10 protein-coding genes are annotated in these 16,546 nt (G+C 70.1%); 6 read left to right on the top strand and 4 right to left on the bottom strand.

What is annotated here, in order from left to right; all coding sequences use genetic code 11:
- The first annotated feature begins 18 nt into the window (after positions 1-18).
- Positions 19-1,491, top strand: a complete 1,473-nt coding sequence (locus HJ588_RS01185; RefSeq protein WP_343036541.1) for an NCS2 family permease — start codon at positions 19-21, stop codon at positions 1,489-1,491.
- A 229-nt stretch (positions 1,492-1,720) separates the two neighbouring features.
- Here the strand turns inward: HJ588_RS01185 and HJ588_RS01180 are convergent, their stop codons facing one another.
- On the bottom strand, positions 1,721-3,376 hold the full coding sequence (locus HJ588_RS01180) for a substrate-binding domain-containing protein (protein ID WP_171151182.1): 1,656 nt from the start codon (positions 3,374-3,376) through the stop codon (positions 1,721-1,723).
- A 135-nt stretch (positions 3,377-3,511) separates the two neighbouring features.
- Entirely contained in the window at positions 3,512-5,161 is a 1,650-nt protein-coding gene (locus HJ588_RS01175) for a DNA repair helicase XPB (protein WP_171151180.1), read from the bottom strand.
- A gap of 132 nt (positions 5,162-5,293) precedes the next feature.
- Here HJ588_RS01175 and HJ588_RS01170 point away from each other — a divergent pair, with 132 nt between their 5' ends.
- The 3 genes from HJ588_RS01170 to HJ588_RS01160 all read left to right on the top strand — a co-directional run bounded on the left by HJ588_RS01170 (position 5,294) and on the right by HJ588_RS01160 (position 9,809).
- Positions 5,294-6,805 (top strand): phytoene desaturase family protein, encoded by a 1,512-nt coding sequence (locus tag HJ588_RS01170; protein WP_212755237.1) that lies wholly within the window; start codon positions 5,294-5,296, stop codon positions 6,803-6,805.
- A gap of 29 nt (positions 6,806-6,834) precedes the next feature.
- The gene (locus tag HJ588_RS01165; protein ID WP_171151176.1) at positions 6,835-7,764 is read left to right on the top strand and encodes a hydroxymethylglutaryl-CoA lyase; all 930 of its coding nucleotides are present in this window, start codon (positions 6,835-6,837) and stop codon (positions 7,762-7,764) included.
- A 98-nt stretch (positions 7,765-7,862) separates the two neighbouring features.
- Entirely contained in the window at positions 7,863-9,809 is a 1,947-nt protein-coding gene (locus HJ588_RS01160) for a M13 family metallopeptidase (RefSeq protein ID WP_171151174.1), read from the top strand.
- A 136-nt stretch (positions 9,810-9,945) separates the two neighbouring features.
- Here HJ588_RS01160 and HJ588_RS01155 read toward each other — a convergent pair whose 3' ends face one another.
- Positions 9,946-12,150, bottom strand: a complete 2,205-nt coding sequence (locus HJ588_RS01155; RefSeq protein ID WP_171151172.1) for a helicase-associated domain-containing protein — start codon at positions 12,148-12,150, stop codon at positions 9,946-9,948.
- A gap of 68 nt (positions 12,151-12,218) precedes the next feature.
- Between HJ588_RS01155 and HJ588_RS01150 the strand changes: the two genes are divergently transcribed.
- Entirely contained in the window at positions 12,219-13,856 is a 1,638-nt protein-coding gene (locus HJ588_RS01150; RefSeq protein ID WP_171151170.1) for an AMP-binding protein, read from the top strand.
- Positions 13,849-14,784: an aldose 1-epimerase family protein gene (locus tag HJ588_RS01145; protein ID WP_171151168.1), complete on the top strand. Its 936-nt coding sequence runs from the start codon at positions 13,849-13,851 to the stop codon at positions 14,782-14,784. Before HJ588_RS01150 ends, HJ588_RS01145 begins: the two co-directional genes overlap by 8 nt.
- Here HJ588_RS01145 and menD read toward each other — a convergent pair.
- Entirely contained in the window at positions 14,777-16,525 is a 1,749-nt protein-coding gene (menD, locus tag HJ588_RS01140; RefSeq protein ID WP_171151166.1) for a 2-succinyl-5-enolpyruvyl-6-hydroxy-3-cyclohexene-1-carboxylic-acid synthase, read from the bottom strand. The genes HJ588_RS01145 and menD overlap by 8 nt on opposite strands.
- Between the last annotated feature and the right edge of the window lie 21 nt (positions 16,526-16,546).

Raw genomic sequence — 16,546 nt, 5'->3', positions numbered from 1 at the left:
GGCCCTAATCTTTAGCCCGTGTCAGCGCCTGCCCCCGCCCTGAACCAGGTCGACCGCTACTTCAAGATCAGCGCCCGTGGCTCGACCATCGGCCGCGAGATCCGCGGCGGCCTGGTGACGTTCTTCGCGATGGCCTACATCATCGTGCTCAACCCGCTGATCATCGGCACCGTCCGCGACAACGGCGGCAAGGGCGAGCTTCTCGGTGGCGGCACCGGCACTCCGCACCTGGCGATGATCGCCGCCGCGACCTGTCTGGTCGCCGGGGTGATGACGATCGCGATGGGCGCGATCGCCAACTACCCGCTGGCGATCGCGACCGGCCTCGGCCTCAACGCGTTCGTCACCTTCTCGATCGCCGCCCTGCCCGGTATGACGTGGGCCGACGCGATGGGCCTGGTCGTGCTCGAGGGCATCGTGATGCTCGTGCTGGTGGTGTCGGGCTTCCGGGTGGCGGCGTTCAAGGCGCTGCCGGCGCCGATGAAGACCGCGATCAGCGTGGGCATCGGCATGTTCATCACCTTCATCGCGCTGTTCGACGCCGGCTTCGTGCGCGCCGGCGCCGGCACCCCGGTGCAGCTCGGCATCGGCGGTCAGCTGAACGGCTGGCCGGTGCTCGTCTTCGCGATCGGGCTGATCCTGGTGATCGCGCTCTACGTGCGAAAAGTCAAGGGCGCCATACTGATTGCGATCCTGGCGACCACAGTTCTCGCGCTGATCGTCGAAGCGGTCGGCAACCTCGGCGCACGCACCCCGGACGGCAAGAACGAGACCGGCTGGAGCCTCAACGTGCCCAAGGTGCCGGACAACTGGGTGGCCACGCCGGACTTCGGTCTGATCGGGCACTTCAGCCTGTTCGGGTCGTTCAGCAAGATCAGTGTGATCACCGCGCTGCTGCTGATCTTCTCGCTGGTGCTCGCCGACTTCTTCGACACGATGGGCACGATGGTCGCGATCGGTGCCGAGGCCGACCTGCTCGACGAGGACGGCAACCCGCCCGACGCGCAGAAGATCCTGATCGTCGACTCGGTCGCGGCCGCTGCTGGTGGCGCCGCCGCGGTCAGCTCCAACACCGGCTATGTCGAATCCACCGCAGGCGTCGGCGAGGGCGCGCGCACCGGCCTCGCCGCGATCGTCACCGGGGTGCTCTTCCTGCTGGCAACCTTCCTCGCACCGATCGTGGAGATGGTGCCCTACGAGGCGGCGACGCCCGCGCTGGTGCTGGTCGGCTTCCTGATGATGCAGCAGGTCGGCGCCATCGACTGGCGCGACTGGGACATCGCGATCCCGGCGTTCCTCACCATCGTGCTGATGCCCTTCAGCTACTCGATCACCGTCGGCATCGGCGCCGGCTGCATCGCGTTCGTGGTGGTCAAGATCGCGCGCGGCCGGGTGAATCAGGTGCCGCCGCTGATGTGGCTGATCGCCGCGCTGTTCGTGCTCTACTTCGCGATCGACCCGGTGCAGAACGTGCTCGACAGCATCTTCTGACGCGACGGCAGCTGCTGAGCGGCGCATGCGTGGCTGGTACCACTCACGGCGGACTCGTCACGTATTGGGTGGACTTGTCACACGTTGGGTGGACTTGTCACGTCTTGGGTGGACTTGTCACGTGCTAGAGCACGTGACAAGTCCCCGTATGACGTGACAAGTCGGCTTTCACGTGACAAGTCGGGGTACGACGTGACAAGTCGGGGTATGGCGTGACGAGTCGCCCGCGTCAGCTCTGCAACGCCGCGGCGAAGATCTTCGGCACGTCGGCCACGGAGGTCACCGGCACCGCCCTGCCGTGGCCGGCGGCGGCGATCTTGGACAGCTCGGCGCCGTTCTCCTTCGGGCTGGTGAGCAGCAGGGTGAGCTGGACCGGCTTCTTGGGGTCGTAGCGCTGCGCGACGTAGGCCGCGGTCTGGTCGACCGACAACGAGTTGAAGTTGTCCTGGTCGGCGCCGTCGCTGAGCACCAGCACCTGGTTGGTCATGCCCGGTGTGTAGTGCTTCACCGCGTAGTCGTAGGCGCGCTCGATCGCCAGGTAGAGCGGTGTGCCGCCGACCGCCGTCTGCTGCTGGGTCTGCGCGATGACCGTGGTGGCGTGGGGCTTGCCGTTGATCACCTTGTCGTTCTCGGCGAGGGGCGCCTCGTCATACACCTCGTCCTTGCCGCCCCGGCTGGCGAAGAACCAGACGCTCGACACCGACTTCGGGGAGGCGACCGAGTAGGAGAGGGCGGTCAGTTGCTTCAGCAGGCTGATCTTGCTCTTGCCGCTGTTGCTGAAGTCGTCGTTCATCGAGCCGGACAGGTCGAGCACGGCGAGGATCGAGTTGCGCCGCTGCGCCTGCGCGAAGCCCTTGCGTGCGGACGCGAGCTGGGTGTCCGAGAAGAATTGGGGCGCAGTCAGTTTCGGCGCCGTGGGGGAGTCGGGCGCTTCGCCCTTCGGCCCGCGGAAACCGGCCGCCTTGAGCGCCGCGGCACCCGCCGACGAGCGCAGGTCGCGCAGCACCGCGGCGGCGGTCTGCCGGTTGTCCGACTTCGGCGCGACCGCGGCGTTGACCGGCATCGCGGCCACCCCGCCGAGCAGCGGCACCGGGACGAACGGCAGCGCACCGCGGGCCCCGTTGTGGGCCATCACGGCCTGCTCGGTGGTGAGCACACCGGAGGTCTTGGCGGCGAAGGCGTCCACGGAGGAGGCGTTGAGGGTCGCGTCGGCCGCCTGGGTGGTCGCCACCGGGTTCATCACCTGGCCGGCGTGCAGCACGGCGAGCTCGGTGTCGCTGGGCTGCAGCAGGTTGGGCTGGCCGGTGATCGGCCCGCCGTTGACCATCGTGGTGAATGCGCCATAGGCGACGGCGCCGAGCGGGTTCGACTTCGGGTCGGGCACGGTCAGCGTGAACCTGCCCCAGCCCGGCTTGCCCTGGTTGGCCCAGGTCTTCTTGCCGTTCATCCAGGCCTGCAGATTTTGCGGTGTCGGCGTCCCGGCGACCTGCAGCATCGGCAGCGGCATCGCGAGGACGACCGGGGTGGTCGCCACCTGTGCCGGCCCGGCGGTCGTGCCGGTGGTCAGCAGCAGGTCGGCGTCGGACTCCGAGCCCGCCGCGACCAGGTGGTATGACGAGCTGCCCAGCTTGGCCGCGAGCTTGGTGACCATGGGGTCGTTCGGGGTGCCGGTCCAGACCGCGACGACCGGGGTGTCGGAGCCCGCCGGGTCCGAGCCGGGCCGGCCCGAGCCGGACGGCCCGGCCGTGGTCGAGCCGCCCTCCCACGGGCGGGTGATCAGCAGCCCGGCCGCCACCAGAGCGACGACGCAGGCCCCGACGAGCAGCGCCTTCATGGCTGTCGGCAGACCCGTGCGGGCGCGGTGCCGACCGTGACCGGGAGACATACGCCACCCCTTCCGTGAGGTATTCGCTGACCAGCAGGCGCTGGTCAGGTGTCAACCTAGGACACGACGGGGTCGGCGTGCGCCGAAATGAGACAGAAGCGTCCGGACCGTGAGCCGAACGGCCCCGGGCCCGGGTCAGGCGAGGGCGCTGTCGAGGTCGCCGGCGTCCACGATGCGGTAGGCGTAGCCCTGCTCGGCGAGGAAGCGCTGCCGGTGGGCGGCGAACTCGGCGTCGACGGTGTCGCGCGTCACGACCGTGTAGAAGCGGGCGGCGCGGCCGTCGCCCTTCGGGCGGAGCACCCGGCCGAGGCGCTGCGCCTCCTCCTGCCGGGAGCCGAAGGTGCCCGACACCTGGATCGCGACACTCGCCTCCGGCAGGTCGATCGAGAAGTTGGCCACCTTGCTCACGACCAGGGTGCTGATCTCACCGTCGCGGAACTGCTGAAACAGCTTCTGCCGCTGGGCGACCCGGGTCTCGCCGGTGATCAACTCCGCGCCGAGGCGCTCGGAGAGGGTCTCTAGCTGGTCGAGGTACTGCCCGATGACGAGCGTGGGTTCGCCCTTGTGGCGGGCCACGAGCTGCTCGACGACCGAGTCCTTCACGCCGGCGCAGGACGCGAACCGGTAGCGGTCGTCGGGCTCGGTCGTGGCGTAGGCCATCCGGTCGCTGTCGTCCAGCGTGACGCGGACCTCGACGCAGTCGGCCGGCGCGATGTAGCCCTGCGACTCGATGTCCTTCCACGGCGCGTCGTAGCGCTTGGGCCCGATCAGCGAGAAGACGTCGGACTCACGGCCGTCCTCGCGCACCAGGGTCGCGGTGAGGCCGAGGCGGCGCCGGGCCTGCAGGTCGGCGGTCATCCGGAAGATCGGTGCGGGCAGGAGGTGCACCTCGTCATACAGGATGAGGCCCCAGTCGCGGGCGTCGAGGAGTTCGAGATGCGGAAAGACGCCCTTCCGCTTGTGGGTCAGCACCTGGTAGGTGGCGATCGTGACCGGCCGGATCTCCTTGCGGGCGCCGGAGTATTCGCCGATCTCGTCCTCGGTGAGGCTGGTGCGGGCGAGCAGTTCGTCGCGCCATTGCCGAGCCGAGACGGTGTTCGTGACCAGGATCAGCGTGGTCGCCTGGGCCTGCGCCATCGCGCCCGCGCCCACCAGGGTCTTGCCGGCGCCGCAGGGGAGTACGACGACACCGGACCCGCCGTGCCAGAAGCCGTCGACCGCCTGCTGCTGGTAGGGCCGCAACGACCAGCCGTTCTGGCGCAGCGCGATCGCGTGCGCCTCGCCGTCGACGTAACCGGCCTCGTCCTCGGCGGGCCAGCCGACCTTGATCAGCTGCTGCTTGATCGCGCCGCGCTCCGACGGGTGCACCAGCACCGACGAGTCGCCGGTCATCTCGCCGACCATCGGCGCAATCTTCTTGTGCCGCAACACTTCCGCCAGCACGGCCTGGTCGGTCGAGGTCAGGATGAGCCGGCCCTGGTCGTCCTTGGTCAGCCGCAGCCGGCCGTAGCGGTCCATGGTCTCGGCGACGTCGATCAGCAGCGCGTTCGGCACCGGGTAGCGGCTGTAACGGATCAGCGCGTCGACGACCTGCTCGGCGTCGTGCCCGGCGGCGCGGGCGTTCCACAGGCCGAGCGGTGTCACCCGGTAGGTGTGCATGTGCTCGGGGGCGCGTTCCAGCTCGGCGAAGGGGGCGATCGCCCGGCGTGCCTCGGTGGCCTGCGGGTGGTCGACCTCCAGCAGGACGGTCTTGTCGCTCTGGACGATGAGTGGTCCGTCGGTCACGTGATGAATCCCTTCGAAGAAAGCCGCCTAGCCATAACGACCGGCAGTCGGGAATCCTTCCGAGTGGAACCGGACGTCCGCCCGCGGCCGTCCGTGCCGACGAGCAACCGGAGGGCAACCGTGGTGTATGACGTGGCGATCCTGGGTGCCGGACTGGCAGGTATGGCGACCGCGCTCCGCCTCCAGGCCGACGGCTACCGCACCGTGCTGATCGAGGCGCACGGTCATGCCGGCGGCTGCTCGGGCTATTGGTCGCATCGCGGCTACTCCTTCGACGTGGGCGCGACCACCCTGGTCGACTTCGAACCGGGCGGTGTCGGCGGTGACCTGCTGGACGAGGTGGGCGTCGGCCCGGTCGAGGGCGAGCTGCTCCCCGGCTACCTCGCCTGGCTGCCCGACCGGGAGGTCCGGTTGCACCGGGAACGGGAACGCTGGCATGCCGAGCGGCTCCGGGTGTTCGGCGATGACCCGGCCCATCGTGCGTTCTGGGCACACCTCGACACGGTGGCCGACACCTTCTGGTCGGCGAGCCGCCGCGGTGTGCGGCTGCCGATGCGCACGCCGCTGGATGTGCTGCGTAATGCGCGAGCAGTGGGTTACCACCCGCTGGCGGTGCGGCACCTGCCGCGCACGCTCGCCGACTCGATGCGGCGGCACGGGATATCGGCCGACCGACCGCTGCGCGGTCTGCTCAGCATGATGGTCGAGGACACGGTGCACACCACCGTCGAGGACGCACCGCTGATCAACGCCGCGCTCGGGATCACCATCCGCGGAGCCGGGCTCACCCGGCACACCGGCGGCATGCGCGGCTTCTGGCGACGTCTCGTCGCTCGTTACCGGGCGCTCGGGGGCGACCTGCGCGTCGCAACCGTGGCGCAGGCGGTCTCGGGACGCCCTGGGGAGTATGTCGTCGCGACCTCACGCGGGGAACACCACGCCGTCCAGGTGGTCTCGGCGCTGCCCGCGGAGACGACCTCGCGGATCTTCGGCGGGCTTGTCGCGCAACGACTTTCGTCATACCTGCAACGGGATGAGCGCTCGTACGGCGGTGCCGTGGTGCTGTTCCTGGGCGTCCCCGACGCGGAGGTGGCCGACCAGGAGTTCACCCACCACCAGTTCATGCACAGCTACGACAGACCGCTCGGCAGCGGCAACAACATGTTCGTCTCGGTCTCCGCTGCGGGTGACCGGGTGAGCGCCCCGGAGGGTCGGCGCGCCGTGATGATCTCGACCCATGTCGAGCTCGACGACTGGCGCGGCCTGAGCGAGTCCGATCACCACCTCGCCAAGAAGCGGATCGGCGAGGAGCTCCTGACACAGGCCCGGCGGGCCTACCCGGGCCTCGGCGACAATGCCGACGTGCTCAGCGTCGCCACGCCGCGGGCGTTCGCCCGATTCGCGGGACGCCCGGACGGAGCCGTCGGCGGAGTGCGGCAGTCACCCGCGAACAGCAACCGGCGTGCGATCCCGCACCACCTCGGGATCCGCGGCGTGCATCTCGTGGGCGACTCGGTGTGGCCGGGCGTCGGCACCGTCGCCTGCGTGCTCGGCAGCCGGATCGTCGCCGACAACGTGCGCGCCGATGCACGGCGGCTGCGGCGACGCCGGCATGACGTCCCAGCTGTGACGTCGCCGGTGTGACGTCGAGCACGTGGTGCGACCATGGCGACATGGACTTGCCACAGGTTGCGTCAATGCCGACGATGCCCGAGGCGATCACGATCTACGAGGTCGGACCGCGGGACGGACTGCAGAACGAGAAGGCGGTCGTCCCGACCGACGTGAAGGCGGAGTTCGTCCGACGACTGGTCGACGCAGGACTGGAGACGGTCGAGACCACCTCCTTCGTGCCGCCCTCGTGGATCCCGCAACTGGCCGACGCGTCCGACCTGCTGGCGCAGCTCGGCGAGGTCTGCCGCGGCCCTAAGCGGCCGGTGCTGGTGCCCAACGAGCGGGGTCTGGACGGCGCGCTCGCGGCCGGGGTCGGCGCGGTCGCGATCTTCGGGTCGGCGACTGAGACCTTCGCCCGCAAGAACCTCAACCGGTCGGTCGAGGAGTCGATCCGGATGTTCGCGCCGGTGGTCGAGCGGGCGCGGGACGCGGGGCTGTGGGTGCGCGCCTATGTCTCCATGTGTTTCGGCGACCCGTGGGAGGGCCCGGTGCCGGTCGACCAGGTCGTCGACGTGTCGCGGCGGATGATGGATCTCGGCTGCGACCAGCTCAGCCTGGGCGACACGATCGGCGTGGGTACGCCGGGGCATGTCACCGAGCTGCTCGCGGCGCTGGACGCCCAGGGCATCCCGGCGCAGTCCACGGCCGTCCACTTCCACGACACCTACGGCCAGGCGCTCGCCAACACCGTCACTGCCATGGGCCACGGAGTCACCGTGGTCGACGCATCGACCGGCGGACTCGGCGGGTGCCCCTACGCCAAGTCGGCCACCGGCAACCTCGCCACCGAGGATTTGGTCTGGATGTGCCGCGGGCTCGGCGTCGAAACCGGCGTCGACCTGGACAAGCTGGTGCAGACCTCTACCTGGATGGCGCAGCAGCTCGGCCGGCCTTCGCCGTCGCGAGTGGTCAAGGCGCTCGCGGGCTGACCACCGCCCCCACCTGATACCGGCTGCGGAACCCCGAGCCGACCACGTAGGTTGAACGAGCAGCGTGCCTCGTCATACCTCGAAGTAGGAGTGAGCAGATGAAGTCCGGCGTGATCCTGGAGAATTTCGACCGTTCGGTCCGCCCGCAGGACGACCTCTTCGGGTTCGTCAACGGCGGGTGGGTCGCGAACAACGAAATCCCTTCCGACCGTGGGCGATACGGCACCTTCGACAAGCTGCGTGAGGATGCCGAGCAGGCGGTGCACGAGCTGATCGAGGAGGCTGCGGCGAGCAACTCCGAGCCGGGCACGCCGCGCCGGCAGGTCGGTGACCTCTTCGCGTCGTTTATGGACACCGAGCGCATCGAGAAGCTCGGTGCCGGCGCGATCGCCGAGGAGCTGGAGCTGATCGACGAGGTGCAGTCCACCTCCGACCTGTTGCGCGTCTCCGGACAGCTCACCCGCCGCGGCGTCGACGGGTTCGTCGGCTTCTATTCCGTTGCGGATGCGAAGGATTCGGCGCATTACATCCTCTACGTCATGCAGGCCGGCATCGGCCTGCCCGACGAGTCCTACTACCGCGAGGAGCAGCACTCCGAGACGCGGGACAAGTATGTCGCGCACATGCGGCGGCTGCTCGGGCTGGCCGGCATCCACGAGTCGCTTGCCGATCAGGTGATGGAGCTCGAGACCCGGCTGGCGAAGGCGCACTGGGACCGGGTCGCCTCGCGTGACGCGGTGAAGACCTACAACAAGCTCACGCGGGCCGAGCTGGACGAGCTCAGCCCGGGCGTCGACTGGGACGCCTGGCTCGACGGGGTCGGTGCCGAGGCACGCATCCTCGACCCGGTCAACGTCGAACAGCCCTCATATCTCACGGGATTCGCCGAGGCATTGCGGGACGAGCCGTTGGAGAAGTGGAAGGCCTGGCTGACCTGGCGGCTGGTGTCGGAGCGTGCGCCATACCTGCACCAGGCGATGGTCGACGAGCGGTTCGACTTCGCCGGACGCACCCTGTCGGGCATCCCGGAAAATCGGGAGCGCTGGAAGCGTGGCGTCGCCCTGGTCGAGGGGCTCATCGGCGAGGCCGCCGGACAGTTGTATGTCGACAAGCACTTCCCGCCGCACGCCAAGGAGCGGATGGAGCAGCTGGTCGCCAACATCGTCGAGGCCTACCGGCGCGACTTCGAGACGCTGCCGTGGATGGGCGAGGAGACCCGTGCCAAGGCGCTGGAGAAGCTCGCCAAGTTCACCCCGAAGATCGGTTACCCGCAGGAGTGGAAGGACTACTCCTCCATAGAGATTCGCCCCGACGACCTGATCGGCAACATCGCCGCCGCGACCGCCTGGGAGGTCGACCGGATGGTCGACCGGGTCGGGGACGACGTCGACTCCGGCGAGTGGTTCATGACCCCGCAGACGGTCAACGCCTACTACATGCCGGTGATGAACGAGATCGTCTTCCCGGCCGCGATCCTGCAGCCGCCGTTCTTCGACGTCGACGCCGAGGACGCGGTCAACTACGGCGGCATCGGCGGCGTGATCGGGCACGAGATCGGCCACGGCTTCGACGACCAGGGGTCCCGCTATGACGGCGACGGCAACCTCACCGACTGGTGGACCGCCGGCGACCGTGAGCGCTTCGATGCGTTGGCGGGCAAGCTGATCGAGCAGTTCAACGGAGTGGAGCCGCGGGACGCACCGGGCAACACCGTCAACGGCGCGCTCACCGTCGGCGAGAACATCGGCGACCTCGGCGGCCTGACGATCGGCTACAAGGCGTTCCAGATCGCGCAGGAGGCCGAGAAGTCGCCCGAGCTCGACGGATTCACCCCCGAGCAGCGGTTCTTCGTCGGTTGGGCGCAGGTCTGGTGCGGCAAGGCGCGCGAGGCGGAGGCCAAGCGACTGCTCACGATCGACCCGCACTCGCCGATCGACGCGCGCGCCAACGTCGCGCGCAACCTGACGGAGTTCGACGAGGCGTTCGGCGTCGGTGAGGGCGACGGCATGGCCCTGCCCGAGGACCAGCGCGTGCGCATCTTCTGAGGGCTGCCCGGTGAGTGACGTCGTTCGCAACGAGTGACGTCCGTGCAACGACGTCACTCGTTGCCGCGGACGTCAGTGGGCGGCGAAGGGCGTCAGTCGCTGACCCGTGGCGAACGGCCGGCCGCGCGGGGAGGCGCTAGGCGGGCACCACGCCGGAGATGCGGTGGATCGAGAAGGTCCGCCGGTCGTTGCCCTCGCCGACCGACCCGGTCGCCCGGCCACCCTCGACGCGCTCGGGCCGGAAGAGTGTGCGGCGCAGTTCGCCGTCGGTGTCGACGTAGCCGATCCAGACCGGGGCCCGGTCGGCCACCGCGTCCTGCAGGCGGGTGAGCGTCACGGTCGGGTCGGTCGAGGGGATGCGCGGACCTTCCTTCTGCGCGGCCTGCGCCGCAACGGCGTCGCCCTGGCGTAGCCGGGTCAGCAACTGGTCGATCACCCGGTCGTCGACGCTGTCCAGGCGGATGCCTGCCGCGCTCTCCCGCCGCTGCGGCGCGCGCGGGTGGTCCCGGCCGGCATGGACGACGTGCCCGTCCGCGCCCTCGGCGACCGGCGAATATCCGTGCTGGCGCAGCATTTCCAGCACTGTACCGGGGTGCGCAGGGGAGACGACCACCGTGGGCGCGATCTTGTGCAGCTGCAATGGCGAGAGTCGCCGGTCGGCGACGACCGCGTCGAGTGCCGCCACGTCGTCGTTGCGCAGGTAGCAGCCGGCCGCGCCGATGCGCGTCTGACCGTGCCGGCGGCCGGCGTCGAGCACGAGATATTCCAACGGCTGCGGCACCGGGGTGCGGCTCGCATCGGTCAGTTTGGCGATCAACTCCGCGGCTGGCAGGCCCGTGTCGAGTGCCCGCCGCACACTGCCCTCGGTGAAGCGGTAAACCGTTGCGCCACCTCGGGATTCGACATCGGCAGCAAGTTGCATCAGCCGCCGCAGGTCCTCGGTGAGCGGTCCGGGAGCGATCGCCGTCAGGTCGGCCTGCAACAGCACGTGATCCACCGCGACCGGCAACGCGGCAGCCATGGCAGCTGCGGCGTCGCGGCCGTCGATGAGCGCACGACCCGGGGTCGACAGCGCGCCACGCCCGGTGACGCCGAGCCAGGCCGCCTCCCGCAACACCTCGTGAGCGCGCGTCGGCGCTCCCTCCGGCAGCCGGAGCGGCCTGCGCCAGTGGAGCATCGCGTCGGTGAATTCCGTTGCCGCGACTGTGCCTTCGTCGAGGTCGTGGAGGATGTGCAGCACATCCAGGCGACGGTTGCGCATCATCGGCCAGCCGACGTCGGTGCTCAGCACATTGATCACGCCGCCCTGTGCCGAGCTGGTGCCCGCCAGAGACGGCGCGCGAGCGGTGTCCAGCCACGCCTCCGCCAGTGCCGCCCAGCGCTCGGCCGGGGCGGCCGCGGCCCATTCGTCATACGACCGGGTGGGCAGCCAGCTCGGCTCGAAGTCGCCGTCCGGTCCGAGCAGGCCGGCGGCATACGCGATCTCGATGACGAATGCGGCGAGTTCGGGTGTCGCCTCCAGCGCGGTGGCGACCGCCCGGTGATCGCGCACACTGAGGCCGCCGGAGCGCAGCACGCGCGGTGGCTCGGCCTCCCACCGCAGCGCCAGCGCCTCCACGCGCCAGAGCAGTTCGAGGGCCTCGGCGCCGGCCGCCGCATCGACATCCGCTTGTGCGAGCACGGCTTCCGGCGCGGTCGGCGGGGTCAGCCCGTCGCGGTAGAGCCGCCCACCGCGCAGGGCCACGCCCACTTCCCGGGGTATGACGATGCCGTCGTCGGTCGGCGCCGCGAGACCCGCCTGGACGAGTTCGTCCCGGATGGCCCGGGCCGACTCCCCGTCGAAGCTCGCGCGCGGATGGTTCCAGCGCAGTCGGTCGATCGCCGATCGGGCTGCAGGCGAAAGGTTTTCGGCCGCAGCCGATGCGTCGGCGCTCCGGTCGCGCACGCCGAGCTCACGGGCGGTCGGACCGAGCCGGGCCGGCGCGCCGAGGATCTCCGGGACCGCCCGCGCGGCGCGGAAGCCCTCCGGGCTGCGCCATACGAGCGCGAGGTCCCAGAGCGCGGTGAGGGTGGCGCGCACGGACCGGGCCGGTGCGTCCAGCAGCTTCGCGACATCGTCGGGGCCGCCGACGACGAGTGCCTCGAGCACCCGGAGCTGGTCGGCGGTGAGGCTCTCGAGTGCGCGCTGCACGCTGGCGCGGGTTGCCGCCCGCGCGGCGAGTGCGGTCAGGTCGGCCGGTGCGGGCCGGGCCAGGTCGCGGCGTGCGCGCAGCAGGGCGCGCAGCTGGTCGTCACTGCGCGCCCGGATGTCGTCGGCGAAGCTGCGTGCGGATCGGGGCACCCCGGAAGCCTATGCCGCCGACCGCGCCTAAGCTGAACGTGTCGCCGGTCACATGAGGAGCAGTCAGCATGTCCACCACCGCCCAGCCGTCCTACAGCAGCGGCATCTCCGACACCCCGCTGCTCGGCGACACGATCGCCGACAACCTGCGGCGCACCGCCGAGAAGCACTCCGGGCGTGACGCGCTCGTCGATCTGCCCAGTGGTCGTCGCTGGACCTACGCCGAGTTCGACGCGGCGGTCGACGAGCTCGCCAAGGCGCTCATGGCGGCAGGCATCGACAAGGGCGACCGCGTCGGCATCTGGTCGCCCAACTGCCCCGAGTGGACCCTGCTGCAATATGCCACCGCGCGCATCGGTGCCGTCCTGGTCAACGTCAACCCGGCCTACCGATCACACGAATTGGCCTATGTCGTCAAGCAGTCCGGCATGTCGATGCTCGTCAGTGCCACCCAGCACAAGACCTCCGACTATCGCGCGATGGTCGAGCAGGTGCGCCCCGACGTGCGCGGCCTCAAGCAGGTCGTATACATCGGCGACCCGAGCTGGGACGAGCTGCTGGCCAAGGCGTCGTCGACGACCGACGACGACCTCGCGACCCGGTCCGCCGGCCTGTCCGCCGACGACCCGATCAACATCCAATACACCTCGGGCACAACCGGATTCCCCAAGGGCGCGACGCTGTCGCACCACAACATCCTCAACAACGGCTATTTCGTCGGTGAGCTCGTCGGCTACACCGAGCAGGACCGCATCTGTCTGCCGGTGCCGTTCTACCACTGCTTCGGCATGGTGATGGGCAACCTCGCGGCGACCTCGCACGGCTCCTGCATGGTCATCCCGGCCCCGTCGTTCGAGCCGGCCGCAACACTGGAAGCCGTTGCGGCAGAAAGCTGCACGTCGCTCTACGGTGTGCCGACGATGTTCATCGCCGAGCTCGCGCTCCTGGACAAGGGCGAGGCGTCATACGACCTGAGCACGCTGCGGACCGGCATCATGGCCGGCTCGCCGTGCCCGGTCGAGGTGATGAAGCGGGTCATCGCCGAGATGAACATGGGTGAGGTCGCGATCTGTTACGGCATGACCGAGACGTCGCCGGTGTCGACCATGACCCGCACCGACGACGACCTCGCGCGCCGCACCGAGACCGTCGGCCGGGTGATGCCGATGCTCGAGGTCAAGGTGGTGGACCCGGCGACCGGGCTGACCGTGCCGCGCGGCGCGACCGGCGAGTTCTGCACCCGCGGCTACAGCGTGATGCTCGGCTACTGGGAGCAGCCCGACAAGACCGCGGAGGCGATCGACCAGGCTCGCTGGATGCACACCGGCGACCTCGCCACGATGGACGACGACGGCTACGTCGCGATCGTCGGCCGGATCAAGGACCTGGTGATCCGGGGCGGCGAGAACATCTACCCCCGCGAGATCGAGGAGTTCCTCTATACCCACCCGGCGATCGCCGACGTGCAGGTCGTGGGGGTGCCCGACGCGAAGTACGGCGAGGAGCTGATGGCCTGGATCATCATGCGGTCCGGCGAGCCGCCGCTCGACGCCGATGCCGTGCGGAAGTTCGCCGACGGCAAGCTCGCGCACTACAAGATCCCGAAGTATGTGCACGTCACCGACGCGTTCCCGATGACCGTGACCGGCAAGATCCGCAAGGTGGAGATGCGCGAGCAGGCGAGGGAGATCCTCGGGAATGCCTGACACACAAGCAGTTTCGCCGTCCGGGGAGCAGTGGGTCATCGAGCGCGGCGACCAGCGGCTCACGGTGGTCGGCGTCGGAGGCGGCATCCGCTCGTATGACGTGGCCGGTCGCCCGGCACTGTTCGGCTACCCGGCCGATGCGAAGGCGGACGCCGGCCGCGGACAGCTGCTGGTGCCCTGGCCCAACCGGATCGCCGACGGGCGCTACACCTTCGGTGGCAAGGACCAGCAGCTGCCGCTGACCGAACCGGCCAAACACAACGCCTCTCACGGTCTGGTGCGGTGGGCGACCTGGCAGCTGGTCGAGCAGACCGATGCCGCGCTGACCGTCGCGCACCGGCTAATGCCGAGCCCCGGCTGGGACGGCATCCTGGACCTGGCCGTGCGTTACGAGCTCGGCGACGACGGGTTGACGGCCACCCCGTCGGCCACCAATGTCGGCACGAGCCCGGCGCCGTTCGGCTTCGGCGCGCACCCCTACCTGACGGTCGGCGAGGGGTCGGTGGACGAGCTCACCCTCTCGCTACCGGCCGGGCAATATCTCACCGTGGACGACCGGCTGTTGCCGACCGGGCGGGCCGAGGTCGCCGGAAGTGACGTCGACTTCCGGTCGCCGCGTCAGATCGGGGCAGCCGTGATCGACACGGCCTTCACCGGCCTGGCCGCCGGCGACGACGGGCGGTGGCGGATCAGCGTGTCGGACGAGCGGTGGCGCACCACGCTGTGGGCCGACGCGGCCGACTTCGGCTATGCGCAGGTCTTCACCGGAGACAGCCTGCCGGCCGGGCGTGCCCGGCATACCGGTGTCGCGGTGGAGCCGATGACCTGCCCGGCGGGTGCCTTCGCGACCGGTGAGGGGCTGATCGTGCTTCAACCGGGGCAGACCTGGTCGGCCGCATGGGGCGTGCAGGCCGGTGCCGTCAGCTGAGCGCGGCGGCCACGGCGTCGCCGAGCAACGCGCGGAACTCGCGCTGCCCGGTGCGCGGCACGCGCACCTCGCACACCCGAATCCCCTTGCCCGGCTTGCTGATCCGCTCGCTCATGGTCTCCTGATCGCTGATGACCTCATGGGTCACGCCGTGCGCCGCGCAGAGTTGCTCGATGCTGGTGTTGGTCGGGGTGCCGAAGATGCGCTCGTAGGGGGCGGCGAGATCCGGCTTGCCGGACTCGAGGGTGCCGAAGATGCCGCCGCCGTTGTCGTTGATGACGACGATCGTCAGGTCCGGGCGAGGTTCGTCGGGCCCGATCAGCAGCGCGTTGCCGTCGTGCAGGAAGGTCAGGTCGCCCATCATGGCGACGGTCGGGTGCGGCGCCCGGGCGAGTGCGAAACCGATCGCCGACGAGACGACGCCGTCGATGCCGGCCAGACCGCGGTTGGCGACCGCGACCACGCCGCGGGCGATCTCGCGCGGGTCCCGTGCGAGATCCAGGTCACGGATCGTGTTGGACGAGCCCAGGTAGATGCCGGCGCGCTCCGGCAGGCTTCGCGCCACGGTGCGCGCGACTGCCGGCCCGCTCGGCCAGCTCGCCTCGATCAGCGGCGCGGCCGTGGCCGAGACGACCTGGCCGGCGGAGCGCCACGCGGACGCCCACGCCCGGTCGGCGCACGACGACACCGCCTCGTGGCTGCGCTCGATGTCGTCCCAGTCGTGCACCCGGCGCACCACGTGACCCGGGTCGGACCATGACGTCAGCGGGGTGACCGCCTCGACGGTGACGGCCGGGTTGCGCAGCAGCGCGACGACCGCACGGTCCAGCGTGACCCGGCCGCCGACGAGCACGCGCTCGGGCAGCTGCTGCTCGACCCAGCCGTGTGCGCGCAACAGCAGCGGACCGTGCGGGGTGACCCGGCCGCGTCGGTAGGCACCGAACGGCTCGGCCATCATCGGCCAGCCGGCCGCGTCGGCGAGCTCGGCCAGCTCCGCCGCGTCCTGCGGGTCGGGCAGGTCGCCGAGCAGCACGAGGGTCCGCGGCACCGGCGCGATGCCCGGTCCCTCGACCGCGGACTTCTTGTGCGAGTGCGGGTTTCGCAGGCTGAGCCAGGCCTCGCCGTGGGGCCGGCCGCTCAGTGACTCGGGCCAGTCGGAGGGCTCGGTGTCGCCGACATCGGCGAGGGCGTCGGGCACCAGCGGGTCGCGCAGCGGCACGTTGAGGTGCACCGGTCCCGGGTCTCCGGAGGGATACCCCTGCGACTCGGCCATGGCGCGCCCGATGACCGACCGCCAGATGCCCTGTTGTCCGTCGCGCCGCTCCGGGGTGCCGAACTCGTGGAACCACCGGGTCGCGCCGCCGAAGAGCTTCACCTGGTCGGTGGTCTGGTTGGCGCCGGTGCCGCGCAACTCCTGCGGGCGGTCGGCGGTTAGCAGGATCATCGGGACATAACCCTGTGCCGCCTCGAGCACCGCCGGGTGCAGGTTGGCGACCGCGGTCCCGCTCGTGGTGATCACCGGCACCGGCACGCGGGTCGCCTTGCCGAGGCCGAGAGCGAGGAACGCCGCCGAGCGTTCGTCCACGCGGACGTGCAGCCGCAGCCGACCGGCCCGCTCGGCGGCTTCCGCGGCATACGCCAGCGGAGCCGAGCGTGAGCCCGGAGCCAGGACGACCTCGCGGACTCCCTGCCGGATCAACTCGTCGAGCAGCACGGTCGCTATCGCGGTGGAAGGGTTCACCCGAGCATCCTGCCGCACCGG

Origin of the sequence: Flexivirga aerilata (assembly GCF_013002715.1) — a bacterium.
Classification (GTDB): domain Bacteria; phylum Actinomycetota; class Actinomycetes; order Actinomycetales; family Dermatophilaceae; genus Flexivirga; species Flexivirga aerilata.
The sequence above is the reverse complement of the archived record's forward strand: the minus strand, read 5'-3'. Positions and strand labels throughout refer to the sequence as shown.

Excerpts from the sequence above, each read along its gene's own strand:
- HJ588_RS01150 (WP_171151170.1), top strand. The coding sequence starts at position 12,219 with ATGTCCACCACCGCCCAGCCGTCCTACAGCAGCGGCATCTCCGACACC.
- HJ588_RS01180 (WP_171151182.1), bottom strand. The coding sequence starts at position 3,376 with ATGTCTCCCGGTCACGGTCGGCACCGCGCCCGCACGGGTCTGCCGACA.
- HJ588_RS01145 (WP_171151168.1), top strand. The coding sequence starts at position 13,849 with ATGCCTGACACACAAGCAGTTTCGCCGTCCGGGGAGCAGTGGGTCATC.
- HJ588_RS01160 (WP_171151174.1), top strand. The coding sequence starts at position 7,863 with ATGAAGTCCGGCGTGATCCTGGAGAATTTCGACCGTTCGGTCCGCCCG.
- HJ588_RS01165 (WP_171151176.1), top strand. The coding sequence starts at position 6,835 with ATGGACTTGCCACAGGTTGCGTCAATGCCGACGATGCCCGAGGCGATC.